The organism is Pseudaeromonas sp. HNCC25DJ180 (assembly GCF_055413345.1).
The window spans coordinates 53,285-80,278 of the sequence record NZ_JBVAYF010000002.1; the positions used below are offsets into that span (position 1 = coordinate 53,285).

23 protein-coding genes are annotated in these 26,994 nt (G+C 54.5%); 13 read left to right on the plus strand and 10 right to left on the minus strand.

All coding sequences use genetic code 11. From position 1 onward, the window contains the following. Nucleotides 1-96: 96 nt before the first annotated feature. From ACZYTD_RS02185 to queF, 3 genes are all read right to left on the minus strand, one after another. Entirely contained in the window at nucleotides 97-1,665 is a 1,569-nt protein-coding gene (locus tag ACZYTD_RS02185) for a GGDEF domain-containing protein (RefSeq protein ID WP_463888620.1), read from the minus strand. A 56-nt stretch (nucleotides 1,666-1,721) separates the two neighbouring features. Next, nucleotides 1,722-3,965, minus strand: coding sequence for a tetratricopeptide repeat protein (locus tag ACZYTD_RS02190; protein ID WP_463888623.1), 2,244 nt, complete (start codon nucleotides 3,963-3,965; stop codon nucleotides 1,722-1,724). Nucleotides 3,966-4,031: 66 nt separating this feature from the next. Continuing rightward, on the minus strand, nucleotides 4,032-4,880 hold the full coding sequence (gene queF / locus ACZYTD_RS02195; protein WP_463888626.1) for an NADPH-dependent 7-cyano-7-deazaguanine reductase QueF: 849 nt from the start codon (nucleotides 4,878-4,880) through the stop codon (nucleotides 4,032-4,034). 54 nt (nucleotides 4,881-4,934) lie between these two features. On the opposite strand from queF, the gene syd reads away from it, so the two are divergent. Next, the gene (syd, locus tag ACZYTD_RS02200) at nucleotides 4,935-5,483 is read left to right on the plus strand and encodes a SecY-interacting protein (RefSeq protein ID WP_463888629.1); all 549 of its coding nucleotides are present in this window, start codon (nucleotides 4,935-4,937) and stop codon (nucleotides 5,481-5,483) included. A 20-nt stretch (nucleotides 5,484-5,503) separates the two neighbouring features. On the opposite strand, the gene ACZYTD_RS02205 is transcribed toward syd, so the two are convergent. Beyond that, on the minus strand, nucleotides 5,504-5,830 hold the full coding sequence (locus ACZYTD_RS02205; protein WP_463888632.1) for a hypothetical protein: 327 nt from the start codon (nucleotides 5,828-5,830) through the stop codon (nucleotides 5,504-5,506). Between the two features lie 46 nt (nucleotides 5,831-5,876). Continuing rightward, nucleotides 5,877-6,278: a DUF3301 domain-containing protein gene (locus tag ACZYTD_RS02210; protein WP_463888635.1), complete on the minus strand. Its 402-nt coding sequence runs from the start codon at nucleotides 6,276-6,278 to the stop codon at nucleotides 5,877-5,879. A 150-nt stretch (nucleotides 6,279-6,428) separates the two neighbouring features. Between ACZYTD_RS02210 and ACZYTD_RS02215 the strand changes: the two genes are divergently transcribed. The 8 genes from ACZYTD_RS02215 (at nucleotide 6,429) to ACZYTD_RS02250 (ending at nucleotide 14,970) form a co-directional block, all read left to right on the plus strand. Continuing rightward, the gene (locus ACZYTD_RS02215; protein WP_463888638.1) at nucleotides 6,429-6,764 is read left to right on the plus strand and encodes a YqcC family protein; all 336 of its coding nucleotides are present in this window, start codon (nucleotides 6,429-6,431) and stop codon (nucleotides 6,762-6,764) included. Next, on the plus strand, nucleotides 6,761-7,498 hold the full coding sequence (gene truC / locus ACZYTD_RS02220; RefSeq protein ID WP_463888640.1) for a tRNA pseudouridine(65) synthase TruC: 738 nt from the start codon (nucleotides 6,761-6,763) through the stop codon (nucleotides 7,496-7,498). Before ACZYTD_RS02215 ends, truC begins: the two co-directional genes overlap by 4 nt. A gap of 679 nt (nucleotides 7,499-8,177) precedes the next feature. Next, a complete protein-coding gene (locus tag ACZYTD_RS02225; RefSeq protein ID WP_463888642.1) occupies nucleotides 8,178-9,431 on the plus strand; it encodes a maltoporin in 1,254 nt (417 codons plus the stop codon). Between the two features lie 73 nt (nucleotides 9,432-9,504). Next, nucleotides 9,505-10,545 (plus strand): MalM family protein, encoded by a 1,041-nt coding sequence (locus tag ACZYTD_RS02230; RefSeq protein WP_463888645.1) that lies wholly within the window; start codon nucleotides 9,505-9,507, stop codon nucleotides 10,543-10,545. 428 nt (nucleotides 10,546-10,973) lie between these two features. Continuing rightward, nucleotides 10,974-12,425 carry a PTS glucose transporter subunit IIBC gene (gene ptsG / locus ACZYTD_RS02235; protein WP_463888648.1) on the plus strand — a complete coding sequence of 484 codons (1,452 nt, stop codon included), beginning with the start codon at nucleotides 10,974-10,976 and terminating at the stop codon, nucleotides 12,423-12,425. A 720-nt stretch (nucleotides 12,426-13,145) separates the two neighbouring features. Then, nucleotides 13,146-13,487, plus strand: coding sequence for a hypothetical protein (locus ACZYTD_RS02240; protein WP_463888651.1), 342 nt, complete (start codon nucleotides 13,146-13,148; stop codon nucleotides 13,485-13,487). Nucleotides 13,488-13,724: 237 nt separating this feature from the next. Then, nucleotides 13,725-14,372, plus strand: a complete 648-nt coding sequence (locus ACZYTD_RS02245) for a hypothetical protein (protein WP_463888653.1) — start codon at nucleotides 13,725-13,727, stop codon at nucleotides 14,370-14,372. Nucleotides 14,373-14,640: 268 nt separating this feature from the next. Continuing rightward, a complete protein-coding gene (locus ACZYTD_RS02250; RefSeq protein ID WP_463888655.1) occupies nucleotides 14,641-14,970 on the plus strand; it encodes a hypothetical protein in 330 nt (109 codons plus the stop codon). Nucleotides 14,971-15,362: 392 nt separating this feature from the next. On the opposite strand, the gene ACZYTD_RS02255 is transcribed toward ACZYTD_RS02250, so the two are convergent. Beyond that, the gene (locus ACZYTD_RS02255; protein ID WP_463888657.1) at nucleotides 15,363-16,217 is read right to left on the minus strand and encodes a hypothetical protein; all 855 of its coding nucleotides are present in this window, start codon (nucleotides 16,215-16,217) and stop codon (nucleotides 15,363-15,365) included. 376 nt (nucleotides 16,218-16,593) lie between these two features. Further along, entirely contained in the window at nucleotides 16,594-17,511 is a 918-nt protein-coding gene (locus ACZYTD_RS02260; protein ID WP_463888660.1) for a LysR family transcriptional regulator, read from the minus strand. Nucleotides 17,512-17,632: 121 nt separating this feature from the next. Here ACZYTD_RS02260 and ACZYTD_RS02265 point away from each other — a divergent pair, with 121 nt between their 5' ends. Further along, entirely contained in the window at nucleotides 17,633-18,979 is a 1,347-nt protein-coding gene (locus tag ACZYTD_RS02265; protein ID WP_463888663.1) for an MFS transporter, read from the plus strand. A 46-nt stretch (nucleotides 18,980-19,025) separates the two neighbouring features. On the opposite strand, the gene ACZYTD_RS02270 is transcribed toward ACZYTD_RS02265, so the two are convergent. Next, nucleotides 19,026-21,521, minus strand: a complete 2,496-nt coding sequence (locus tag ACZYTD_RS02270) for a hypothetical protein (protein ID WP_463888666.1) — start codon at nucleotides 21,519-21,521, stop codon at nucleotides 19,026-19,028. Between the two features lie 933 nt (nucleotides 21,522-22,454). Here ACZYTD_RS02270 and ACZYTD_RS02275 point away from each other — a divergent pair. Beyond that, nucleotides 22,455-23,129, plus strand: a complete 675-nt coding sequence (locus ACZYTD_RS02275; protein ID WP_463888669.1) for a hypothetical protein — start codon at nucleotides 22,455-22,457, stop codon at nucleotides 23,127-23,129. Between the two features lie 90 nt (nucleotides 23,130-23,219). After that, nucleotides 23,220-24,143 (plus strand): hypothetical protein, encoded by a 924-nt coding sequence (locus ACZYTD_RS02280; RefSeq protein WP_463888671.1) that lies wholly within the window; start codon nucleotides 23,220-23,222, stop codon nucleotides 24,141-24,143. A 362-nt stretch (nucleotides 24,144-24,505) separates the two neighbouring features. Here the strand turns inward: ACZYTD_RS02280 and ACZYTD_RS02285 are convergent, their stop codons facing one another. After that, on the minus strand, nucleotides 24,506-25,303 hold the full coding sequence (locus ACZYTD_RS02285) for a YwqG family protein (RefSeq protein ID WP_463888674.1): 798 nt from the start codon (nucleotides 25,301-25,303) through the stop codon (nucleotides 24,506-24,508). Between the two features lie 230 nt (nucleotides 25,304-25,533). Then, nucleotides 25,534-26,415 carry a LysR family transcriptional regulator gene (locus tag ACZYTD_RS02290; RefSeq protein WP_463888677.1) on the minus strand — a complete coding sequence of 294 codons (882 nt, stop codon included), beginning with the start codon at nucleotides 26,413-26,415 and terminating at the stop codon, nucleotides 25,534-25,536. 97 nt (nucleotides 26,416-26,512) lie between these two features. Here ACZYTD_RS02290 and ACZYTD_RS02295 point away from each other — a divergent pair, with 97 nt between their 5' ends. Next, nucleotides 26,513-26,935 carry a PACE efflux transporter gene (locus ACZYTD_RS02295; protein WP_463888680.1) on the plus strand — a complete coding sequence of 141 codons (423 nt, stop codon included), beginning with the start codon at nucleotides 26,513-26,515 and terminating at the stop codon, nucleotides 26,933-26,935. Nucleotides 26,936-26,994: the final 59 nt, after the last annotated feature.

The following is a 26,994-nucleotide window of genomic DNA, read 5'->3' on the forward strand; positions in this document are numbered from 1 at the left end:
CTGTGCTTAAGCGGCGAAGCCAAAAAGAGGAGTGTGCGTTGGTCGGAGGCCGGATGATCGGCGGCTAGGCGAGGGGGCCCCTCGCACTATAACCGATTAAACATGCTGGACGATCCGATCCCGACCGTCATTTTTTGCCTCATATAGTGCCTGATCGGCACGCTCAAAGGCCTCCATGGCCGAGTCCCCATTGCGGAACAGGGTCATGCCTATGGAGATGGTGATTTCGACTCTATCATCCTTGAAGCGGAAGGGTATGCTCTTCACCACATTTCTGAGTTTTTCCAATGGCGTGAGGCTGTTGCTGGCGTCCACGCCGGGCAAGAGCACCACAAACTCCTCGCCACCATAGCGGGCGATGAAGTCCGTTTCGCGCAGGGTACGGCTCATGGCCCGGGCTATGACCTTGAGGGCTTTGTCACCAGCCAGGTGGCCAAAACGGTCATTGATGGATTTGAAGTGATCGATATCGATGATCGCTAGGCACAGGGGGGCCTGGTAGCGTAACCAGCGCTTGTATTCCAGGTCCAGCCGTTCATCAAAGGCGGCCCGGTTAAATACCTGAGTCAGGCTATCCAGCAGCAACTTGTGTTTTTGCTGGGCAATCCGCTTCTTGTACTCGGACGTCTCCTCCTTCATCAGATTGATTTTTTGCTCCATGGCGGCCATGTCATGCAAGAAGCGTTGCTCACGCGCCAGCAACTGGTTGCGCTCCAGCAGCAGGGTTTGCAGTACGCTCAGGCTCTGGCCTATGTTCTGCTTCAGCTGTTCATAGGGGGGGGAAAGTTCCAGTTGCTGGCCTATGCTGTCTAGGTGGCGGTGGATCTCGTCGCCGGCGCGCTGGTGCTGTTCATGCATTGCGCGCCCCTCATCCAGACTCTCGTTGAGTCGTAGATGCACCGAGCTGATACTGTCATTCAGACTGGTGAGGAACAGGTGTGATTCCCGTCGCTCCTGTCTTGCCCCCTCAATGATGAGTTCGATCAGGCCGAGGCAGAGTTGTGGCAGCGCTTCCAGGGCCACGCCGTGTAACAGTTGCGCTCGAATTTCGGCCAGTTTTTCGCCCACAGGCCCGGTAAAATCCAGCTCTGTAATGAGACGCTGCAGTTCATCACATAACTTATTACGCAGCAAAACATGGTCGGATAATTCGACTTGGTCATTGAGCTTGACTGGGCGCAGGAGCAGGGAGCGAACGGCCTGCTGGTATAGCTCCAGCAGTCGGGTCACCTGCTGTTGGTGCTCGGCGAGGGCATAGGGACTAGCCTGGGTGAGGAAGTCGCGCACCTCTTTGCGGATCTTATCCGGCACCTCTTTGGTGGTGGTGAGGAGTCGACCTCCTTCCCGAATGCTCTCGCGGCTGACGCGCAGGGACTCTTCCAACAGGTTGGCATGTTGTTGCAGCAACTTCTCGGCGGCCTGGATATCCTCGACCAGGGCAGGCAGGGGAATGCGCTCATCAAAGCGTTGACGCAGACGCGCCAGCTTGTTGTCCAACTCCCGATCATGACCACGACAAGCTTGCATCAGACGAGTCATAAACTGGATGTTCCGGTTACGCTCTTCGTCTGTCAGCACCACCAGGTGGCGGTATTCAGATTCCTTCTGCTCAAGCCGCTCGCGAAGTCTGGCTAACTGCCCTGCAGCGGCAGATACATCATTCATATCCGTAATCCTGAAACGGCGATAATGCCAATAAAGTTCAAATCGGGCACAGCAGGTTATTTAATTAAACGGCTAGTGAGTTGCGACCAATCAATCCATTGTTTGTCATGTGAAGCATTCACTTTCACCAACCCCATGGCTATGGCCTGCAAGGCATTGATGCGGACTTCGCCATTAAAGAACGCGGCTTGTTGGCAATCAATGGCCGAGAGTTCGACCCAGGCGGCTTGCTGGCTCTGTTCGCAAATCTGTTCCGCGGCGGCCAGGGCCAGCAGGCTTAACTCGACTGCATCTTCGCCCTGCACGGCCCAGGGGCAGCGTGTAAGGAAAGGATAGCCTACTAAGCCAGCCGCGATGAGTGGCGAGCTACCATGTTTTATCATGAGAGTGGCCAGACGTTCGAACAAATTGGCGACCACTTGCGATAAAGGTTGCGTCGGGCTCACACTTTGCATCAACAGAAATCGGCTGGTGGTCAAGTGATAGAGTTGACAGCTGTCATCGCAACGTGCCTGCAACTCGCGCCCCAGCTCGGTGAAGAGAAGGGCGGCCTTCTGTTGGCCCAGCCGCTCCATGGCTAGTGCTAATCCCGGGAGATGAAAATGAATGAGTTGGCGCGAGGTGTCGACTGGAAACTCTTCATGCTCTGAATCCCAGGTTTGCTGGCGTCGCTGAGTAGGTTGTTCCTGCATGCCTAGCAGGGTTTCCGCCAACTGGCGTTGGTTGGGCAGCCCCGTCAGGGGGGCGATAAACTCTTGCTGTTTCAGGGTGTGGAACTGTACCTGTTCACGGCGATGAGTCGACCAGAGCCGCAGTAGCAGATAACTCAGCGTAATACAGCCGAGCATGACCAGACCGAGTAGCCAACGATAACGCTGATTCTGGGTATCGAGTTCTTGTTGCTGGGCCAGCAGTGTCTTATTGCGACGCTCCAAATCGACTTGTTGGTAGCTGTCATGGAACTGGCGGCGCCCCTGCTGGCGGGAATCTTTTTCTACCAGTTGATAGTCAGCGGCAAAACGCTTGAAGTTTTCCAGCGCGGGTTGATATTGCCCCTTGGCTTCATAGGCTTGGGATAATAGGTAGTAGAGGCGGGGGTCTCCTGGAACATCCGTTAGTTTTTGCAGCCCATGTTCCAGCAGCAGAATCGCAAGACCGGCTTCTCGTTGTTGCAGATGCAGTTCCGCCAACGTCAGCAGTGTGCTCAGCTCCCCAGCCTGATCTTGACTGAGCTTATAGCTGTTGCTGGCCGCAGTCAGGTAGGCGCGTGCCGAGTTGGTGTTGCCCATGGCCAGATAAGTGCGGCCAATTTCATGGTTGAGGTTGGCCAGCTCCAGCGGGCGATTGAGATTGTGATAGAGATCCAATGCGTTGAACAGCAAGGAGAGCGCCAGGTTGTTGTCACCCTGTTCCCGGTTCAATCTGGCCAATTTGATCAACTCTTGCGCCAGCCAGGAGGGGTTACCCACCTGCTGATATTGGTCGGAAGAGAGTTCGGCATAATGAATGGCTTGGGCGAGATCGCCACGGCGCAAGACGATCTGACTCATCTTATCGGCAAGCTGGGCCTGGGATAAGGCATCATTTAGGGCTGATGCAATCTTCAGCGCATCGGCGTAATAGGCCAGAGCCAGTTCATCCTGCTGCTGATTGTCTTGCAGGTCGCCTGAGAGGGTAAAAATAGTGACGGCTAGGTCGGGAGGGATCCCTGGATTTTGCGTGGGATCAAGCCGGCGCAGGAGTTGAGCGGCCAACTCATTTTTATGGGTGGTCACGGCATAGGCAGCGCGCAGCAGTTGAGCATAGAGTGGCAACTGCGGGTTGCTCAGCGGAGCTTGGGTGACCAACTCCTGCATCTGTATCTGGTGCTGCTTTGCTTGCTCGTGGCCATCCGGGCGTAGCAGGAAGTTTTTGCCGAGTTGGTAATGGGCTATGGCTTCAAGCGTTGCCAACTTCAAGACGCCGGCTTCTTGCTGGGCATGATCCAGGCTTCGATCCGCCGCATCAAATTGCTCCAGGCGACTAAGACAAACTCCATTGATGATCCGCGCTTCTATGCTCTGTTGCCGGGTGCGGTAGTGGGCATCGGTTTCGCGATAGCTGTTGGGGTTGCGGCTAAAGGATGAGTAGTTATTATCCACCAGTTCGCGCTGCAAAAACTCCTGACTCAGTTGCACACACAGTTTCGGGTGCCCCAGCCCCTGACGCTGAGCCTGCACCAGCACTTCAGGCATCAGCGCTGTATCCAGCTCCAGAGGAGGCAAGGCCAGATTAGAAAGTAGAAAAGCGAGATAAATCAAAAAAATACCACCTAAACCGCCAGAGAACATCCAAGGTGAGCTGCCAATGACCAATCTATCCCATGGTTATTGGCGGATCAAACGGTGTGTAACGACCGTAGATTGCCAGTTACTGCGGAATGGATTGATGTCCAGGCCTCCACGGCGGGTATATCGAGCATAAACGGTGAGCTCGGTAGGCTGACAATAGTGCAGCAGATCCATGAAGATGCGTTCGACGCACTGCTCATGAAACTCGTTGTGTTGACGAAAGGAGATGAGATAACGCAACAGCGCCGCGCCCTCAATGCGGGGGCCCCGATAATGGATCAGCACGCTTCCCCAATCGGGTTGGCTGGTGACCAGACAATTGGACTTGAGCAGGTGGGAGTGCAGCATCTCCTCGACAATCTCTGGCTGAGTGCTGTTAGCCAGCAGCTCGGAGGAGAATTGGTACTCTGATATCTCCAGATCCAGCTCATCCAGACTCTGACCCGGTAGACGGGCAAACTGGTGGGGAACGTCATCCAGCGTATAGAGTCGCACCTCGACCTGGCCCTCGGCACACTCGGCCAAATCCCGCGTCAGGGTTTGTCGCACACTCTCCAGATCGGTGAATCGAGTCTGATTGAGGCTATTTAGGTAGAGCTTGAAGGACTTGGACTCGATGATGTTGCGGCTGCTGGCGTCGACTGTAACCTCACCCATGGCGACCATGGGTTTGCCTTTACTGTTGAGCCAGGAGAGTTCATACAGGGTCCAGAGGTCGGCGCCATGAAAGGGTAGGTCAGATGTGAGCCCCAGTGCATCTCGGTTGAGGCTACGCGGGACTGCTTGCAACAGCTGCGGGGCATATTCGGCTATATAGTCGCTTGCTTTACCCAGGCTCAGACTCTGGAGCAGTGGACTCTGTTGGTAGGGGGCTTTATCTGTCATGACGGCCTGTGTCGGGTTAAAATACAAACTGGTGACTCATTGTGGGAAAAAGTGATGCCGGATCAAGTTGTTTCCGCACTCTCGACGCTGTTTGCGCGTTGGGTTCGTTTTCAGTTTCAGAGTGGGGGATTACCAGCCCGGGATTTCGATGCCGAATGGCGCTCACCCTGTGAGACCGACTGGCAGGATGGGCCGACTGTGCATTGGCAACCCTGCCGCCGGGAAGTGGCGGGTTCCTTGGCCAATGTGGCTACGGGCCTGGAGGTGGTGTTGCACCCGAGTCTGTATGGTTACTATGATCACTGGTTTGCTGGCCCCTTACTGTTTATGTTCAAGGGGCTGAGGATTGAGCTGACTCTCCCCTGGAATGAGGACGACTATCTGCGCCTGCAGGAGAATCTCATCGGCCATGCCTTGATGCAGCGCCAGCTTCGTCTGCCGCTCACCTTTTTTGTGGCGGCGACCCGCAGCGAGCAACACATCATCTCCCTGGATAACGCCACTGGCGAGGTGCTCTATGAGGCGCTGGGTAAGCGGGAACGCCGCGTGTTGGCCGCCTCCTTACCGCTATTTCTACAGCGCTTGGAACCGTTACGCGCGTGAGTCGTCGTTAGCTTGAGAACTCAGCTGCCCGTTTTTTCGCGCAGCTGTTGCACCAGGGCTTGTCGTAACTGCAGCACCTCGAGTCGCAACTGCTGTATCTCCTGCTGCATCGGGGTCAACCAGTACGCCAGTTCGGCGGGCATGCTGGGGGCCGCCGGGGTAGGCTCGGCATTTTCTGCGCTGGGCGGGGTGCTGCCGGATTGCTGATTCCGCCAACGCTGGAGGCCGGAGATGATTTCCGGTATCGGTTTGGGCTCAGCTAGCCGTGACTTGATCAGCGCGACCGATGGGCTTTTACCCTCGGTTTGTAGCTGACTGGCAATCTTGGCAATGACGTCATAGGACATGATGGGCTCCTGAAAAACGGGGGATGAAGAGGGCAAGTGAACCCACTCAGTGCTGTTTGGGGCGAAAAGGAAGTACGTTGCTGTGTGCTTGCCCCTGTGATGGAACCTGGTCGGCGAGCCCGGAAGAAATAGCGGCCTCGTGCCGGTTGGGCTGGGGCGTAATGATGCGAAACAGGGGTTGGGCCAGGCCCGTTAGGATCAGCTCACCACTCCCTTGATCTTCACCATTGGTGCTGAATTCAAAGACAAAACAGCTGGGGCGGCGCAGCAGTTCTCGCAATAATAGCGGCATCAATTCACTATCATGGCGCGACAGGGTGATCCATTGCCACTCCTGACGACGACAGTAATGCTCGGTCAGGCGCTGGGCCAGCTCCGTCTGCTGGCGGCTGCGCCAGAATTCGGCGACGATCAGGGCTATCAGCAGGGCGATCAGTAATTCACTCATATGGGTACCTTGGCTGCTGCCCCTTGGGTCAATGCAGCCGCATGTTGAATGCAGAGGGGGCCTATGTCAGCCAGTGGTGTCACGCTGCTGGGAATATAGGGTGCGACGTAGATAAATGCTATAGTGCCGCCGTTTTCGGGGAGGGTAAAGATGAGTCGAGATAGAGAAGTGAAGGGCTTGTTGCTGGCCGTGGCCCAGGAGCTGAACGCGTTGGCGCTTTGGCAGCAGGAGTCGCCTAGCGCCGAGGCATTGGCCAGCACCTTGCCATTTTGCATGGATACGCTGGAGTTTCATCAGTGGCTGCAGTTTGTGTTGCTGGCACGCTTGCAACAGATGCTGCAACAACAGCAACCCCTGCCGACGCAGATCGCCGTCTATCCCATGGCCACCGAGATATATAAAGAAGAGTTACAGGCCAAGCGCTCTTTGCTCGAGCTATTGGCTCAGCTGGATGAGTGTCTGACAGGTCAGGCGGTGGCGCGGTGAGTGCCTCATTACGCCTGCTCTATCAGGACGACTATCTGGTGGCTATCGATAAGCCCGCTGGTCTTTTGGTGCATCGCAGTTGGTTGGATAGCCATGAAACCCGTTTTGCCATGCAGATGACGCGGGATCGTATTGGTAAGCATGTCTACCCGGTTCATCGTCTGGACAGACCCACTTCGGGTGTCTTGTTGTTTGCTCTAGATTCACAGATCGCCCGTCAGTTGAGCCTGGATTTTGCCAGGCATAGAGTTCAGAAGGAGTATCTGGCACTGGTGCGGGGTTGGGCTCCCGAGCAACTCTTTATCGACTATCCGCTAAAAGAGGAGTTGGATCGCATTGCCGACCCCTTTGCCGACCCGGATAAACCGGCTCAGGCGGCGCAAACCTGGCTGCAGCGCTTGCAGCAGGTAGAATTACCCTTTGCCGTCTCTCCTCGCCACCCTTCCAGCCGTTATAGCTTGCTGAAATTACGGCCCCATACTGGGCGCAAGCATCAACTGCGCCGTCATCTGGCCCATATTTCCCATCCGATCGTCGGCGATACCAGCCATGGCGATGGGCGGCACAATCGTTTCTTTCGCGAACAGTTTGCTTGCCAGCGTCTGATGCTCTGTAACCGCAGCCTGACCATCACCCACCCTGTGTATCAGTTACCTTTGCGTATTCAATGCGAGCCGGATCCCCAATGGTTGGCGTTATATCGGCAATTCGGCTGGCCTGATCAGCCAACCTGATCATCAGGTGTTGCGCTGAGTAATGCGAAGCCCAACGCCTGACTCTTATACACAACTCCCATCCCGTGAATGAGAAATCCAGGAAAGCAGAGACTCCCTTCCCTTTTTTCAAGGGGAGGGTAGGGGGAGGTGCCCTTACGAAGCATTTTCCGGTTTTTTCTCACCAAACGGCCAAAGATGTGTAGAAGCGATAGGGGGCGGCCTAGTTCATTTTTCTTAGCCAGAGAGTTCTGCAGCAATAAGTTGGGTGGTTATTTGTACAAAATAACGGCCGGTTTACCACTTCGGTGGGAAGGTGAGTCGCAGGAATAGGCATTGAAACTGTTTTCATGAGACATCAGGTAAAAAAAAAAGTTCCGATGATCTGGTGATCAAGATCAAGATTGTTCCATGCCGCCAGCCGTCGAATGTTATCGATACCTTGTTTTAATCTTTTTATTACGCCTTGTTTTAGATTTTAGTTCTGTTTTGTGTGCCTTAGTGGGTTGTTTGTCTTGATTTTGGGTTTTTCATTAGCAACCTGCCGCAGGATAGATGAGTTGTCATTTTGTGACCTAGGTCAATTCCATACGGGAAAGCGGATCCCTATAATGGGCTCCGGGCAGTCGTGGGTGTTTTCATCTGACGACAAGTTTCCGCTAATTAGGACCATTTACCCTCAAGGGATAAAGGAAAAGATATGAAAGCAAAGTGGCTTCCAATTTCTGCAGCAGTAATCATGGCTCTGGGCTCAGCTTCCGCGTCCGCCGTTGACTTCCACGGTTACTTCCGTTCTGGTGTTGGTGTTTCCGATAACGGCGACATGCAAACTCTGGCCAAGCAAAAGGTCGGTCGTCTGGGTAACGAAGCTGATACCTACACCGAAATCGAACTGGATCAAGAAGTTTACAACAAGGGTGGCAAGACCTTCACGGTTCAATCCATGATCGCTGCAACCTCCAATGGTTCCAACGATTGGGAAAGCACCGCTGGCGCTGGTGGCGCTGATAATGGCGCTGACTTTGCTCTGCGTCAATTCAACGCACAAGCCAAGAACCTGTTCGGTGGCGATGAAGTGACTTGGGTTGGTAAGAAGTATAACCAACGTCATGACATCCACATCACTGACTTCTACTACTGGAACATCTCTGGCGCTGGCGCCGGTGTTGAAGCCATCAAGGCTGGTCCAGGCCAACTCTCCTTCGCTTGGGTGCGTAACGACCGCGCTGCTTCTGAAGGCACCAACGTTACCGGCGCTCTGAACGTCAACACTCTGGATGCCCGTTATGCCGGTATCCCGCTGTGGGCTGATGGTACTCTGGAAGTGGGTGCTGACTATGCCATGGTTAACCCGACCGATGCTCAGGATAAAGAAAACACCAACCTGAACGATGGCGTGATGCTGACTGCTGAACTGACCCAAGGTATTATGGGCGGCTTCAACAAGACTGTACTGCAATACGGTACCGAAGGTTACTCCAAGAACTTCGCCTTCCAAGGTGACGGCAGCTGGTATGGCGCTGAAGCCAAGGATGGTGCCGATGGTTACCGTATCATCAACCATGGTGCAATCTCCATGGGCGATAGCTGGGATCTGAGCCACCAAGTTGCTTACGGTGTAGGTAACGAGATGTGGGGCGGCAATGATAACTGGGAAACTTTCTCTGTTGTAGTTCGTCCTGTCTACAAGTGGAATGACACCATGAAGACCATCTTCGAAGCTGGTTACAGCAACGATAAGATGAACAACACCAATGGTACTTCTACTTCTACTGACAACCAAAAATACACCATCGCTCAGGCATGGGGTGCGGGCAAGGGCTTCTGGGCTCGTCCTGAACTGCGCGTGTTCGCTTCTTACCTGAAGGCGAACGGTCAAATGCGTCCTGACGACAAGGGCGTGAATCAAGATGATGCCATTAACTTCGGTGTACAAGCCGAAGCTTGGTGGTAAGCTAAGCTTGCTTAGTTAAGACTGCCCCCGTCTATCGGGGGCATTTTTTTTGGACTATTTTCAGGGTATGTCGATGAAAGCGATAAGAGTAACCTTTGCCTTGTTTATTGCATGCACCATGGTGGCTTGCTCCGCCATGGATGGCATCGTGGCGCCAACCAGTGAATATAAGGCGGTATTAAACGGTCGTGATGCTGCCATGGATGGGTTGTCTCGAGCCACTGCCTGCTGTCAGGATTACTCGACTCTGCCCTATGCTAGCCTCAATGCGAGCGATGATAAGTGGATGGGAATTGATGGCCACTCCCCGGTGTTTAATTTCAGTGAGGGCAAGAGCTATATGGCCGCCTTCAAGTTGCCGCAAAATAGTGGTGACCTGAAAATCACTGTGGCAGCCCAAATTGACAAGACGCTATTTTTCCCTTCAGTCGTATTATTGGATAGTCAGTTTAAAGTAACGCGAGTCATTGACGATAAAGTTTTTGAGTATAAGCCAGCGCAGATGTTTGAAGGGAATCGGATCGAGGCGGTATTTACCATTGATCGCACCTATGTTGGTAACCCCAATAATGAAAGTTACTTTGTGATCTATACTCCTGAAAACAAGCTGTTAGAAACAACGACTATCATGAGTGAAGAGAAATTGATGGCTCGCGCTACGGCTGTCGTTGCCCCAAATGTCAAGGACCCGGTAATTCCGCATTCACCTTGGGGTCTGATGCGAGTAACAGTTGAAGACCTTTCTAGTTCATCGGGGAAGGATAATGTTTATAAGCCTGCTTACCAAGAGACTATTGACGCCAATGCGGTCAAGGTTAATTCTACGCCCAATAAGTTGGTCATAGCCCCTGCTAGCGCAACAGCCAGTCAGGCTGCGGTTGCTACGGTGGCAACTGCTACTACCGCTGCTGCGTTGAAGTCGACTTCAGCACCTGCCGCAACGTCGGCCGCCATGCTGGCAGAAACCGAAACTTTCTATAATCAGCAGATCAAGAAGGCGGTGAGTTCTGGCGATATTGAGAAGGCAATGACTTTGACCAGTGAAGCTGAACGCGCAGGCTCTAAGAGCGCCAAGCAGACCTTGGTTGATGCTATTAAGTCATCACAAAAGTGAGTTATAGTTAAAGCTTCAAATAAACCCCGCTTGCGGGGTTTATTTTTTGGTAGACTAATATCAAAATAAAGCCATGCGGTAGTGCACATAATTATGGCTGTTACCTTTGGTTACATCCTGATATGTTCCGTTATTTTATGATGCACTGCAAAACAAAGTATAATAATTTGCGACAATACTTGTCATAAGAGTTGTGTAGAATAAACTGCCCAATTATTTGCTTTTGTAACTTATTGGTTTTTGTAATAAATTCTTTGTGATCCCCCTTTTGTTTTTCACATCAAAATAGTTAGTCACCCTGCTCCTCGCGCTATATTTCCTGTGTTGAATACACTGCAAGGCAATAATCAATAAGACGGTCGCTTAAGCAACCATCCTGTGTATTACAATAATCACTCAAGGACGCAAACTCCTCAGGAGCTTACACTATGTTAAAAAATGCTTTTGCAAACCTGCAAAAAGTAGGTAAGTCATTGATGCTGCCAGTCTCCGTACTGCCCGTTGCAGGTATTCTGCTGGGCGTCGGGGCTGCCAAATTCACTTGGCTGCCTGCCATTGTTTCTCAAATCATGGAACAAGCCGGTGGGGCCGTATTCGGCAACATGGCCCTGATTTTTGCCATCGGTGTCGCTCTAGGCTTCACCAACAACGATGGGGTTGCCGGTCTGGCAGCTACCGTTGGCTATGTGATCCTGGTCAAGACCATCTCCGTGGTTGCTCCTGTGATTGCCGGACTGGATCCTGCTGCGGCCGATTATGCTGCCATGGCGGAGAAGGTCTCTAACGTTGGGGTACTGGGGGGGATCGTAGCCGGTGGTATTGCCGCTTACATGTTCAACCGCTTCTACCGCATTTCCCTGCCTGACTATCTTGGTTTCTTTGCCGGTAAGCGTTTCGTTCCGCTGTCCACCGGTATCGTTGCCATTATTGCTGGTGTGGTCATGGCATTTGTTTGGCCTCCCATTGGCGCGGCTATCCAGACGTTCTCTCACTGGGCGGCTTATCAAAATCCAGCTCTGGCCTTTGGTATCTACGGTGTTGTTGAACGCTCCCTGATCCCGTTTGGTCTGCACCATATCTGGAATGCTCCTTTCTTCTTCGAAGTGGGTGAGTACACCAATGCAACGGGTCAAGTATTCCACGGTGAAATCGCCCGTTACATCGCTGGTGACCCAACTGCCGGTAACCTGGCTGGTGGTTACATGTTCAAGATGTGGGGTCTGCCTGCTGCTGCTATTGCCATGTGGCATTCAGCTAAGCCGGAAAACCGTGCCAAGGTTGGCGGTATCATGATCTCCGCAGCCCTGACCTCTTTCCTGACCGGTATCACTGAACCTATCGAGTTTGCCTTCCTGTTCGTAGCACCGATCCTGTATGTGATCCACGCTATCATGGCTGGTTCTGCGTTCGTGGTGATGATACTGCTGGGCATGAAGCACGGTACTACCTTCTCTCATGGTCTCATCGACTTCGTTGTGCTGTTCTCTCAGTCCTCTAAGGGCTGGATGTTCCCGATTGTGGGTCTGATCTACGCTGGTATCTACTACACTGTTTTCCGTGTGGCTATTTCTGTGCTGGATCTGAAGACTCCGGGTCGTGAAGATGAAGTAGAAGAAGAAACTGTAGGTGAGATGGCCGAACACTACATGGCCGAGCAACTGGTTGCCGCTTTCGGTGGCAAGGAGAATATCTCTTCCCTGGATGCCTGTATTACTCGCCTGCGTGTCGGTGTGAAAGAAGTGGCCAAGGTTGACCAAGCCAAGCTGAAGAAGCTGGGTGCGGCCGGTGTCGTGGTTGCAGGCTCTGGTGTCCAAGCTATCTTTGGTACCAAGTCAGACAACCTGAAGACCGATATGGACATTTGGATGAAATCCAACTAACTCCGCGTCAATTATCAATAAGGGAAGCATTGGCTTCCCTTTTTTTTTCTGCTCTATAATGACTCAGCCTTTCCTGCACAACTCAGCTGCTTGGGCATAGGCCTGCGCCGGTGTTTTCATTTTTAGTACCTGATGTGGACGCTTCTGGTCGTCGTGAACTTGTTAAACCACATTGCACTGCTCTCTCTTTCTTTGCGCCTGATTCTCTGCCCAATACCCTGCGGCAAGCTCAGGGCTAGAGGGGATCGTGGCCATAAACGACACGCATCCATCCGCTGTTTACAACCTCTTTGATTATATAATGGCCGCATAGTGGCAAAGCCTTGGCTAATTTTTACTCTTATTATTAGGTCGTTTTGCGTAGTAAATGGCCGGGTTTTTTAAGCTGTTGATACGAAAGGGTGATTTCAGAGGATTTGTGTTGGTTGTTTTTTGCTCTGTCTGGAATGAGATATGCAACGGTTTTCACTGAGGGTGGTGATGCTACATTCAGGGTGAAGGCTCTGTGTATCATGATGTTAGGTTCAGCCCTCTGGTTGTAGTTTTCAGCGGGGGTGGTAGATGATCCTGAACATGATTGGTACGGCGTTAAGCCTGATTAGTGTTATTCGTTCCCAGATCAAACCGAGTAATAACGAGGCGGTGGCGGCAGCAGATCCCTGTGTGTCGTCGGCAATTCCATCTCGAGATTTCCTTGGTAATACTTTAAAAAACAATGGGATGGCTACTGATTATCAGTTGGGTACTCCAGGCGTGCAGAGCGCGATCCAGGGGTTGGTGAATCAATTGTTGACTCCAGGAGAGTCTGATCCTGTGCCAGGCGAACAGAGTACCTCTTCTGGTATTGGTTATGGTCAGCTGCGTTGGTTGGATGCAGCTGCAGACCCCCATAGTAACAAGGGTCAAGCGGCACTGGTTCATTACCAGCAACTGCTGGGGCAGTTGGGTTTATCTCAGGAGCGGGCACCTGACCTGTCAGATCTACTCAGACAGTATTCTGGGGCGCTGGAGGCCGATGGGGCTGTGCTGAATAAAGGCGCCATGCTCTCCTTGGTCGCGTGAAATCAATACTTTTGTGCGGGGATATCTCAACTCAAACCACATAAGCTAACCTCGAGTGAAGTTGACACTGTTGTTTTGTTGTCCTGTGTGGTTGTTTCTGTAGAGTGGTTCACCGAATTGAGCACCCTCTTAGGGGCTCTGCTCACACTTCGGTTGTTGTGGTTCTTGGCCCCACGGGGCCAATTTTTTTCCCAGACAGGGCGAACAAGGAATGATTTGGGCACAGAGATGAATAAGATGAGACGACTTCTGCTACTTCTACTGCTCATCCCACTCTGGAGCCAAGCCCAGGAGTACGGCCATTTCGATTTGGCCAGAGTCATGGAGGTTTCTGAGCAACAGGGACAATACCAGGCTCGGGTTAATTACGCCTATCTGGATAATATTCTGCAGGATTTACAGAGCCATGCGATGGATTATCCTCCTCGCTTTGATTCCTTGCTGGATCGCAAGCGGGCGGAGAAGGATGTAACCCGATTGGGTATCATGTTGGGTGTCATGATCAAGCAAGAGGGCTCAGCCGATCTACTTTGGCGTGCCGCCCAGCTAGGCACCATGGCTTATGCCTTGGATTTGCCGGGTGCGGCTAAACGTACAGAGGTATTGTTTGATCAACTGATCCAACTCAAGCCAAGAGATGGGCGTGCCGAATATCGCTATGGCCTCTTCCTCGCGGCCAAGGGGGATTCGGAGCGTTCGCGTCTGCACCTCGAGAAGGCGTTGACGCTGGGGATCATGGAGTCTGAATTTTCGTTGGGTCAGTTGTTGCTCGGTATGGGGCATAAGGATGAGGCCGAACGCTATCTCAGTCACTACCATATTACTCACCCGGATGATGAGCGAGTTGCCAGTCTACTCACTCTGCCTAGCGGTAAAGGGTCATAACCCCATACTATTTTCCTGTCGGTAGTTATTTCACGGCTGCCGTTTGTTCATTCTCTCCTCCTCTCTATTTCTTCGTTTTTAACAACTCTCTGTTGCTTGGCCATTTTACTCTGTTTGCGCGACAGCACATTTTCACGCCCTGACAGGTGGCTAATCTGGGTGACAACTATAGTTAAAGAACTGGGTCTTATTTGACTGGATGCCAGCCATTATCTCTGTTGCTCAACTTAGACGCATGAAGTCCGTAACTATTTTGGAGGTTAGATTAATGACATCCACGCATTCTTTTCTTTCATCTCTGTTTGTTGCTGCGCTGCTTAGTGCAGGCGTATGGTTGAGTGGCTGTGATTATTCTGATGAGAAGACAGCCGACAATATCGGGCAGGTTTCCGTCACTGGGAATGAAGGGCTCTTGGTTGGTGAGGGGGCTATGCTGGTTCAAGGACATCACATTGTCGTGCGCATGGGGCGAGTTAATGTCGATGGACAGGATTTTGGTGGAGTTCCCGCTGGCGCGGAAGTCTATTTCCGTAGCAATGGTAATTATCGCCAATTACGGGTGAATGGTGAGGACAAAAGCCCGATCAAGAAGCCCTAGGCGTATCATTTTTACACCAGTATCGCAGGCTAAAGGGCGGTACTGTTGGGTACAAATCCAGCTATGACGACACCATTGGGCTAAACGATGCCGAGGAGAGAGCGGCTACCCCTCCCTCTGGCTCAAGGCCAGTCTGTTTTATCCAATATGACCGCAGCCCAGGCTGCGGTTCGTTCATCTTGGGTTTCAAGTTAAGTATCAGGCAGTCTGTTCGGCGCGACTCAACTTGCTGGTAGCTGAATCGTAATCGAGGACATCCACTTTTATTGCGGGTATCTAACGGGCTGTGTTCCCGTTAGGTATTGACCATCCTTGTTCGGACACCTTTTCACCAGCTATTGCCAATATCCGGGCGGAGAACGCTGTCCGGCCCATATTGCGATCAATTCTACTTATTCTGTTGCGGGCGACTTGACGTTTGTGGGGGGCCGAGCACCGCTTAACGAAAACCAGAGTCCCTGCTCCTTGAGTGGTGTCAGGGGGGGCAGTAGGGGATTTTGCAGGTAGACGATCTCTCTATGGGGCAGGTCGGCTTTGTCGAGTGCCAGCTTGTGGGCGGGATAGTTATATAGCAACCGCGCAAAAGAGCCATCGGCGATGGCGGCTCGCAGCCCCTGCTCCAGCTGGTTGGCGAGGGCCTGATCCTCTTTGTGCACGAAATAGTAGACGTCTGTGGGGTAGACCAGCAGGAAGTGGCGATCCACCACGGTATTTTTTAAGTTCTTATATTCAATTTCGCCCCAGGCTTCCAGAATGCCGCGCGGAAAGCAGCGAATGGTGCCCTTATCCAGCATGGCATGAATGCGTTTGTAATCGGAGACGCCGCGTACATTGAAATGATTGGCAGCGAGAATATCGGTGTCAGGCCAATCGGCACCCTGATAGCAGGGCATCTGCTTGAGCTCATCAACGCTCATTTTGGCGAAATGGGCCTCATCTCGTTTGTTGATCAAGATGACCCGGTAGCCCAGCAGCCCCTGCATCAGTGGAATGCGGATGGGTAAGAAGTCTCTCTCCCGCTCTATGTCCGTCATGCTCCAGAGCAGATCAATCTCTCCGGCATTGATGAGGCTAAAGGCCCGGCTCTGGGTAACCTCTCGTGGATAAGTGGTTAATTGATACCTTCCCTTCAGTGCCGTGTGATCCAGCGCTAGCTGTAGTTGCTGGACAAAATAGGGATATCTGGGATCGTTTGGCCCTTCAGGGGCGGGAATTCGGATGGTCATGGCGTGCGGCGCAGTGGTCATGCCGCAAAGCAGAAGCGCACAAAGAAGGCAGAAGATGCGCCGCATAAGAGAGTTCCGCAAGAGGGGCCCACTATTGAGTCTAGTTGCTTTTTGCCGCTGGGTTGGCATGCAAAACATCATTCACAGAGGGTGAGGAGATCCATCTCGCAGAAGCTCAAAGTGGGGTGCGATTCCCATTATGTGTTGGCGCTAGTGCGGCATCGGGACGACCTTACGCCGACACATAGTTAATCCCGACCTGGCGGCTCGAAGGCCTCAGGTCGGCTTAACGGTTAGCCCGCCACCGCATTTATGAGTCACAACACCCCATTTAAATGACCAACACGATTAGGGAACTGCGCCCTAAGTGGATGTCCATTTATCTGCAACAGCCCTTTTAGCGTAGCGGGTGAGGCGCCCCCATCGGCGTAGTATCGCCCAGCAGCTCGATAAAATGCCGCGCCGGGGCGCTGAGTTCGCGATGTTTGGCCCACACCAGCCAGAGTTCGGAGATGGCATCCGGCTCCTCCAGCGGCAGCCAGCAGATCTCCTCCAGCCGTAACCGGCGATAGGAGGCGGGCAAGATGGAGACCCCGAGTCCGGCGGCGACCAGCCCCAAAATCGTCATCGCCTCGCCGACCTCCTGGGTCACAGACGGGGTGACACCATAGCGCTGGAGTAAACCGAGGATATCGTCGTACAGGCCCGTCCCCGCCAGGGGGTCGAAGAAGACAAAGGGCTCGGCGGCCAGCTCGCGCAGCGAGATCTGCGCTCGACCCGCCAGCGGATGACTGTGGTGTACCATGGCCAGCATGGGCTCGCGCAGCGCCACCCGCCAGCAGAGGGTATCCGGCAGCGGCGTGTTGCGCATCAGCCCCAGATCCAGGCTGCCATCGCCCAAGGGGCCTATCTGCTCGCGGGTATGGCTCTCCTGGGTCTGCACATGCACATCCGGATAGCGCTGGCGGTAGAGCAGCAGGGCATCCGATACCGTCTTGATAAAGGGGGCCGAGGCGGTCAGCCCCAGCCGCAGCTCGCCGGTTTCCCCCTGATGCAGCCGGGCGGCGCGGCTGGCCGCGGTCTCCACCAGCCCGAGGATCTGCCGGGCATCAGTGAGAAACTGCGCCCCGGCCGCGGTCAGGCTGACGCTGCGGTTGGTGCGTGCCAGCAGCCGGGCACCGATCTGCTCCTCCAGCAGCAAGATCTGCTGACTCAGGGGTGGTTGGGAGATATTCAGCCGCGCCGCCGCCCGGCCAAAGTGCAGCTCCTCGGCGACGGCGACGAAATAGCGCAGGTGACGCAGCTCGATATTCATACTTATAACCTATCAATCCAGATTATTAATATATTAGACAGATTATTGCCCGCTTTTTACTCTGATGCCAGGCCTTACCCGTCGCCTCTTGTCTCACGGGAAATGCGTTCAAGGATCTGTTGTGCACTCTACCGCCCCTGTTTCTGCTTCGACTGTTACCCCGGCTTCGACTGTTACCCCGGCTTCGACTGTTACCCCGGCTTCGACTGTTATCCCGGTTTCGACTGTTACCTCGATTTCGACGCCTGCCACGGCGGGCCCCACCCGGCCGGAGTCGCTGGCCCACGGCGGCTATATCCAGCGCGGCAGCACGGCGTTTTGGCGCGTCACCCTGGCACTCTTTGCCGCCGGATTTGCCACCTTTGCGCTGCTCTACTGTGTGCAGCCGATCCTGCCGGTGCTCTCTCACGATTTTGCCATCTCACCGGCGACCAGCAGTCTTGCCCTCTCTTGCGCCACCGCTATGCTGGCGCTGGGGCTCCTGGTCAGCGGGCCACTCTCCGATGCCTTCGGCCGCAAGAATGTGATGGTGACGGCGCTGCTGCTGGCCTCACTCTGCACCCTGGTGTCGACCCGGATGCAGAGCTGGCACGGCATCTTGCTGCTGCGCATGTTGATGGGGCTCTCCTTGAGCGGAGTCGCCGCCGTGGCCATGAGCTATCTGGCCGAGGAGATCCACCCCTCGCAAGTGGCCTTTGCCATGGGGCTGTACATCAGTGGCAACTCCATTGGTGGCATGAGTGGGCGGCTGATCTGTGGCGTGCTGACCGACTTCTATGGCTGGCGTTTCGCACTGACCGCCATCGGCTGTTGCGCCCTGGCCTCCGCCCTGCTGTTCTGGAAGATTCTGCCCGCCTCGCGCCACTTCCGGCCGATGTCGCTGCGGCCGCGATCCTTGCTGGTCTCCTTGCACCTGCACTGGCGTGACGCCGCGCTACCCTGGCTCTTCGTCGAGGGGTTCCTGCTGATGGGGGCCTTCGTCACCCTGTTCAACTACATCGGCTACCGCCTGATGGAGTCACCCTGGCACTTAAGCCAGGCGGTGGTCGGCCTGCTCTCAGTGGTCTATCTCACCGGCACCTGGAGCTCGCCCAAGGCCGGGTTGATGACCGCCCGCTTCGGCCGTGGCCCCGTGATGGTGGGCTTTCTCGGCCTTATGCTGGCCGGTCTGCTGCTGACGCTGTTTCAGGCGCTGTGGCTGATTGTCATCGGCCTGCTGCTGTTTGCCGCCGGTTTCTTTGCCGCCCACTCGGTGGCCAGCAGCTGGATCGGCCCGCGTGCCCGCCGCGCCAAGGGGCAGGCCTCGGCGCAGTACCTGTTCTGTTACTACGTCGGCTCCAGTCTGGCCGGTACCCTAGGCGGCCTGTTCTGGCACCGTTTCGGCTGGCCCGGCGTCGGCGGCTTTATCGCCTTGCTGCTGAGCCTGGCCCTGGTCGTCGGCTGGCAATTGCAGCGCCGGGTGGGGTGAGGGGGCTGTCAGCCCCTTTTCATCTCGCGCCCTCAGGCGGCCATGGTCACATCGGCCGCCAGTGGTTAATAAGGTTGCGATCGATTCTGGGCACCAACCAGTAAAACAGCGCCATCATCGGCACTGCCAGCACCAGCATGGCAGCGGCAAAGTCGCCCCAGAGGTAGTGGTTGGGGTAAAAGTAGTCATTCATTCCTTGAGCGAGAGTCAGTTGCTGATAGTCAGGGATCAAGCTAAAGGTGTTGTCTCCCATCTGTTGTAAAAACAGCAGCCCACTCAGGGTCAAGAGTAGGGGTCTTAGCCGTATCAGGCTCTCTTTAAGTGAAAGCATTCTGGTTTGCTGCTGCAGGGCTACGGTGAGGGGGAAAATAGCCAGCAGCACTATGCCTGCGTTGGCCATCAGCTGGGCAGGTAATGCATCCAGCAACAGATCGTTCCTTATGGTGGGAGTGCTCCACAGCAAGTAGATGGCCAGTAGCAGCAGGGAAGGCATCATGGTCTGCAATATTATGCCAAGACGATAGAGACTCTGACGGGCGGCAAACTGATAATGGGCCAGCGCCCAGGCGGCAGGTAGGGCGAAAGCCAGGGTCAGCAGGGTCATGCTACTGGCATAGCGTAGCGAGTTGCCAAGCCACTGCATAAAGGGAAATGGCGGTGTTAAGAAGCTACCATCCTGGTAATAGATGGTCATATCAAATGCCGATCTAAAGTGATCCAGGGTGAACTCAACGGATAAGAGAGACCAGACCGATTCGCCCATATCTAGGTGAGCAAACTGTCCCTGCCGCAAGGAGACAAACAGCAGTAGCAACAACGGTAACCAGAGCAGCAGCGCCATGGCGCCAAGCCAGAGTCTTGGCAGCAGATGGCCAGTGAGCTTGGTCTGCGCCGGTTCTGCTATTTCCGGTTGGAGAAGAGGTGCTTGTTGCTGTAGCGCCTGATAACGCCACCATCCTAGCAGCAGCGAGATGGGAAAGATTAGTAGCAGCAAGGTGCTGGCAAGTCCATAGCGCTCATCCCCGTCGCCGAAGGCCAGCTTCTGGGCAAGTGTTGGCAGATGATCCAGTATCCCGGCCTGGATATGAGCGCTGTCGCTGGCAAAACCAGGATAGAACTGGGTCATCAGAACGAGCGGCTGAGACAGCAGTAGCACACTAAAGAGCATCAACAATGCCGGTTTGGATTGTTTTCCGAGTTGGTAAAGGTAAGCAAGAAATGAGGTGGATCCGGTGCGGGTAACCAAGCGGGAAAACCAGAGTGTCAGTAGCGGAACCAGGATCAGGGTGCTTAGTAGCAGCTGACCGAGGCAATAATAGAGAAAAATGAGATCGATGCCGGAAGGCAGTGGTGGCAGCAGGGGACGCAGAGTCAACTCAAGCTCTCCGGATGTGTGATGAAACAAGCCGGAGAGGATCAGCAAATAGAAAACCAGCGGAATGGCGGCTGGCAGTACCAGCACCCTGAGCCAGCGCAGAGGATGCTGGCTGGCTTGCAGGAAATAGGCATTGGTGGCTGCTAGCATGGCGTTGAGAGTGACCATCAGCAGTGCGCAACTCAATGAGCCGAGCAGCAGATAGAGCAAGGGATAATGGATCAGCTGCAACAGGAAACTATCTTCGGATGAGTCAGAACCATAAAAATGGACATCTTGCTTGAATGTCAGGAGCGCGCTCAGATTTTGCCAAAGATGCTGCGGTGCATAGCTCATAAAGCCTGGAGTTAGAGGCTCACCCAGCTTCTTGCCTTGCGAGTCAATGATACGGTAATACCCTTGCTGCTCATCAGGAATAACCCGTCTGCCGGTTTGCGTCTCGAACAATGCATCAGAGCCATCGGCGACACTCAGGTAGCTGGCAGTAAAGGCCGCATACTTTCGCAGCCCTTCGTGCTGCAGATAAACCGGTGCCGGGTTGCCCTCAGAGGGCAGTCGCAGGATCAGGGCGTGGAGCACCTTTCTGAGTTCAATCAACTCCTTGATATCACACTCTCGGCCAGGTCGGTCGGCGGATCCGCGCTGTAGCTCAAGCGTTGGCGCTTCTTGCCGGGTCATGCTCTTGAGGTCAGAGGGTGTCGAGTGGTAACGCTCCGCGCTATTGTCCGGATTGGTCAGGCTTAACGTATAGTTCCCTGCCGCGTCTTGATACAGGGTCAGCAAGTATTGTGCTTCCAGGCGGCGAGTTTGCCCAAGCAGCTGGGTTTTCACCTGCTTTATCGTCAGCAGATGGGGCTCGGAACTGCCATAAGTTGTGTAGGGATCGCGCAAGTTGGAAAAGCTAAGCAACAGGGTAAAGGCCATCGGCAGCAAGATGCTCCAGGTCACCGCCAGCAGGGCGGGGTAGAGCAGTTGCCAGTGGCGGCGGGATTTGGCAAAGCAAAACAGCGTCAGCAGCGGTGTAACGATCAGATAGCCCAGCCGCCCCCACTCTTCATCAGCCATCACCGCCGGCATAGGCCAGAGACAGAGCCCTGTCACCAGCGCAATCCAGCTCCAGCGCAGCCAGGCGCCATTTACTAATTTGTGTCTGATCCCTGCACGCATCAACCTGTCCTTGTTGTTCGCAGTATGGTGTTGCACCACGCCATCCAGCCATTGGAGCAAGGACTCAATAGTAGCGAGATTTTGTTTCTAGAGCGCTGAGTTGAGTCTGATTTTGCGGCAAAAGGAGCACAGTGCGTTAGAAGGGAAAGTGATTAATAAAAACACAACAAAATCAAATAGATATAAAATAACCAATAAAATCAATTAGATATAATATATTGATTTTATTGGTTATTTATATTCTCAATTGTACCTGATGGCGCCGAGCTCTTATGGCTGCAGGCGCAAGCAAGGCTTTGGCTTTGCTTCTCCACCTTTGCTAGGGGTAGGTTGGGGGGAGGCAGCAAGGGGGTGGCAGGGAGTGGGGGAGGTGTTTGGGTTTTTCCAACTGGATGGCCTTTGCCGGTTGCCGACCGCCGGTCCGTTCGGCCCTCCACTTGGCCCGACAGACGGCTTGGCGTTTGGGTGGGGTACGCTAACGAGCAACAGAGTGATTCGCTCTTCCCTACGCGCGGGATTTTCATCGCCAGAAGTGACCTTGATTTCAAACTGTTTGATTTGTCGCATAAAGCGCCGTGAAATTTTTGAATACTCTGCTACCAAGGGTCAGATGAATCGTGGATCGATGCAGGGCATAGGGTGGCCGCAAACCCGTGCGGTAGCCATGATCAACGCCAAGAACAACCTGACGATATCACCGGGCTCTTAGCGTGTTGCTAACCACGGCACTACGCCCAAAAGAGCCCGAACAGGTCCCCAACGAGGATAGACAGGCCAGCGGCCAGCTACCCTGCAGATTGGCCCTAAATAGAACACCGAGCGCTTGATTGGATAGATAATCCAAATAAGCGGGTAAAAGAGATGCGGGAATATCCTCCTAAAGATAGAGGGATGCTTCCGGTCGATAAGATGTTAGCCATTAGGAGTACAATCTTGGCACTTAGACGCAGTCACGAACAATCAGTTATTGATGGCTTCTTTGATCGATTTAAAGACGTCGCAATCAAGAACGGATTGCAATTCTTTCGCTGTTCACTCGATGGGCAAGATACCTTGACCGGTGCTGATTATCTCTTTACTCAAAGCTCTTGGTTTGCGCTGGTGGAGTTCAAGTATGAGGAATCTGAAATTGCTGATGAAAAGACTAAACCGCGTCGACTAGCTCTCTGCAAAGCATTGGATGCGGACCGTCATCGACTAAGCCAGCACGTGTCATGCCATTTCATTGGATGGTCTACACGTAGTCCGAGAACTGTCTTACTGAACATCTATAGACACGAAGTCTGCCATCAAGCCCTTTGGGGAAGCGAATCCGGATTATCACTTGCCACACCAAAGACAGAAACTCGAATTGAGGCAGACAAATTCATGGAGGATTTCTTTAACCAAGACGACTCAGCGGGCTCGTCATTCGAGAACTTTGATAACTACCTAAAGTGGCTGCTTGGCACGGGTGGGAAAAGTGGCTCGAGTGATATTGAATTGTTGTTGTACAACCCCGGTGACAGTCGGTGCGTCTTCCACGAGTTCTCATCGTTAACCGCGCTCAAGAGTTGGTTCGACAATAATCCACCCCGACCAACGAACAGTCCTAGATTGGGGCCGTAATGGCTAACCATGCAATCCACCTGATCTGCGCGAAAAGCCGCACAGTCCGGTGATTTTCGATGTTAGGCCACAACAAACACGGGAGTATCAATGGCAAAGCAGCTTTCACCTGCCGGCGTAATGGCGCTTAAAGAAGCGCTCTGCTCCGTCTACTGGTACAAATCAGATCTGCGCGGCTTTCTGAGTCTTTGCCTTTCGAATCCCGCTGTCCTGAACTCCTTCAACTGGGAGAACTACAAGCGCCAAATTGCGTCTGATGTCGTTGACTTCCTTGTTGCCAACCCAAGCAGCCACCTTGGCGATCTCACGAAGATTTGCTACGAGCTATGCAAGCTGACTGACTTCTCACACCTAAAGCCCCTTGATGATGGCTCTGCCAAGGTTGAAAAGGCGCGCAATGCAGTCAATCAACTGAAGCAACTCGTGGAGCCACATCAAGAAATCAAGCGAGAGCAGGACGAAATCAAGAAGCGACAAGAAATCGCTGCACAAAAGCTGCGGGAGAACGCAGCTGTTCGCCAGAAACTTGAGTCAATCAAGAACAAGTACATGGCACTAATCAGTTCAAGCGACCCGCAGGGCCGTGGGTTCGAGCTAGAACGCATCATGTATGAGCTATTCGAGTTATTCGACCTTGATCCAAAGGCCTCCTTCAAGAACCTTGGCGAGCAGTTGGACGGTGCATTTACGCTCGATGGCACAGAATATCTTTTCGAAGCGAAATGGCACAAGGAACTAGTCAATAAGGCATCACTGGCTGCATTCACTGATAAAGTTCGTACGAAGCTAGAGAACACGCTTGGCATCTTTCTTTCAATCAATGGGTTCTCTCAAGACGGTGTCTCTGCCCATCAAGCGGGTGGTGCTTCAATTCTCCTCATGGATGGCGGCGACCTAATGGCCGTCTTCGAAGAACGAATCGACTTCGTGAGTTTGCTCCTAAGAAAGAAGCGCCATGCGGCTCAAACAGGCAACATCTATTTTTCCTACTACCAAATGGTCTCTGGTGCCTAACTTGGCGTTCAACGCGGACGCCAATACAGGCCATGCCTTCGGCATTTTCATGGCCTGTGTTGGTACTCTCCGCGCTTCGAACTGAAAAGGACACCCACCTCAAATGGGCGCTACAGGTAGAGCTCCCTCCTGCATCACTCGGCCTGAGGGTAATAAAGATGTTCAATGACTGGTAACTGCAACCGCTACACACGTCTTTCGTGGGCCCCCTGTTGGAGCAAATAAAGCACAGCCCTTGCTCGTTTCAGCGACACCCCACCCCAACCCTCCCCTTGAAAAGGGGAGGGCGCAAAGCAATAGCCTAAGCCGGGCCAAGCGCCGGTCGGCTAACCTCTATCCGGCGGCATTACTGCCGCCCACTATCAGCAACAATCCCAGTTATACCAAACCCGCGAAAAATCCCCTGCCGCCAGCCGTTCCGGCTCGATAAAGAAATTTCCGACTCCACAATCCCCCCACATGATCCAGACGCCATCCTCTTCATCATAAGTATCCATCTGGAATAACAGCTGCCAGGGCTGCTGGCTCTGCAGCTGGGTCTTGGCGTATGGCCGGGGATCGTCCTGGGTGAAATAGGCATAGCCTCCCAGCTTGCTGCCGGTGCCCAGTCCTGCGTCAAATAGCCCATCGATCACGGTATCATCGATATTATCCATCTCGCGGGTGATGGCCTCGAAGCGGTAGTCACTGGGCGCGGGCAGATCGCTGATGGCACTCAGGCGCAGCGCGTATTCACCCGACACCGGCAGCAACGACTCGGCCGGTCGCGCTGGCAGCTCGGCGGGCGTCAGCGCCTCGCCGTCACACTCTGGATGGTAGACCACCCGGTAGCCATCGGGGCTGGCCAGCACCTGCTCCAGCGGACGCTCGAAATCCAGGCCATGGCTCTCATCCTCGGCGAGGAAAAACTGCAGCAACCCCTGACGCGGCCATAACGGCAACGGCGGCAGCTCGGCCAGATTGAACTGCGCCAGCAGTGACAAGGGCGCACCGGCTGCGGTCTGCGGATAGGGCAACTGGCGCGGCCACCAGGGCAGGCCGCCAAATTTGCTGCTGGTGGCACTGGCCGGTGGCTGTGCCAGCGGGGTGATCTGAACGGCGGGCAAGCCGTGGGCCGCCAGATCCTCGAGTACGCTCTGTATCTCGCTGTGTGTCGTCATCAACTTCTGCCTCATTGGGCGCCTGCTCTGCCCGGAACCGTCCGTCAGCCATCTTCGGCACCATGGCGGCCAAGGTAGCGCAAAGAGCCTGGGCAGGCCAGAACGACCCAGCGAAAATGGCCCTGCAGCACGCGGCAAGCTAGCCCTTTAGCCGCTGCGCCGAGCGGGCACTTGCCCTGGCGATAAGACTTGCCCTGGCAGTAAGACTTGCCCTGGCAATGAGTTTGCCCTTACAGGCGGTGAGCCTGGAGGGTTTGGCGCAGCCATTGGGCGGCGGGGCCGAGGGGGCGAGCGCTGTGCCATAGCAGTTCGATGGAGAGCTCGGGTATGGGGGGGAGCGCCTCATCCGGCAGGCAAACCACATCCCCATGGGCCAGGGCTTCGGTGAGTAAAAAGGCGGGCACTGTGGCCCAGCCCAGGCCACGTTTGACCAGCTCCAGCACACCCAGATCCCCTTCTACCCACCAGATGGCCGTGGAGAGCCTAAAGCGTTCCCGCTCGGTTCCCGGCTGGCGTGCTGTGACCATCAACTGGCGGTGTTGCCGCAGATCCTCAAGGCCCGGTGCGGAGAGCTGAGTCAAGGGATGGTCAGGGGCGACCACCAGCGGCATGGCCATCCGACCCAGGCCAAAGCGGGTCAGTGCCACGGGTGTCACCAGCCCCTGATAGCCAATGGCCAACTGGGCGCGCCCGGTCAGCAGCATGTCGCTAAGATCTTCCATCATGGGGAACAGCAGCTCCAGCTCCAGCAGGGGATAGGCGGCAGCCAACTGCTCCAGTACCGGCGTCAGCCAGGGCAGCAGGGAGTCATCATCTATGGCCAGGGTCAGCCGCGCCTCTATGCCTGCGGCGAGTTCAGCCGCCAGCGCCTGCAACTGTGCCTGTTGTGCCAGCAGGGCGCGCGCCTCGGCGACCATGCGTTCACCGGGCGCGGTCAGGCGCGGCAGGCGGCCACTGCGGTCAAACAGGGTCAGCCCCAGATCTATCTCCAGATTGGCAATTCCGGTACTGACCGCCGATTGTGCCTTGCCAAGCCGACGCGCCGCCGCCGAGAAGGAGCCGCTATCCGCGGCGGCCACCAGCAGCTGCAGGCTTTCCAATGAGAGGCTCATCTATCTTGATTCCTGATAGGTTCTAACTTGGTTCCATATCAATAACTATATAGATTGCAGCCACTCACGCCAATTGTGATGACAGGAGAGCAAGAGAATGCAGATGCGTACCGGTGCCGATCGTTTACGGCATACCCTGGGTTTCGAGGGGCTGGGGATGATGATCTCTATCCCCCTCTTCAGCCTGCTGACCGGCCAACCGGTTGACCATCTCGGGCCGCTGGCCATCGGCTTATCCTTGCTGGCCACCGGCTGGAACTACCTCTACAACCTGCTGGTCGATCACTGGATGCTGCGCCAACTGGGGCGGTTGGAGAAGCGTCTCATCGAGCGGGTGCTGCATGCCCTGCTCTTCGAGCTGGGCCTGTTGCTGGTGGTCCTGCCGCTGACCGCGCTGTGGCTGGGTATCTCGCTATGGCAGGCGCTGTGGCTGGATATCGGCTTCTCGCTCTTCTTTGTGCTCTATGCCTTTGGCTACAACCTGGCCTACGACCGCCTCTTCCCGCTACCGGCGTCCTGAGCATGGTGGCCTGCAACTGTGCTTGTGCAACAGAATTTGGCAGAGCCGCTTAGGCGCTG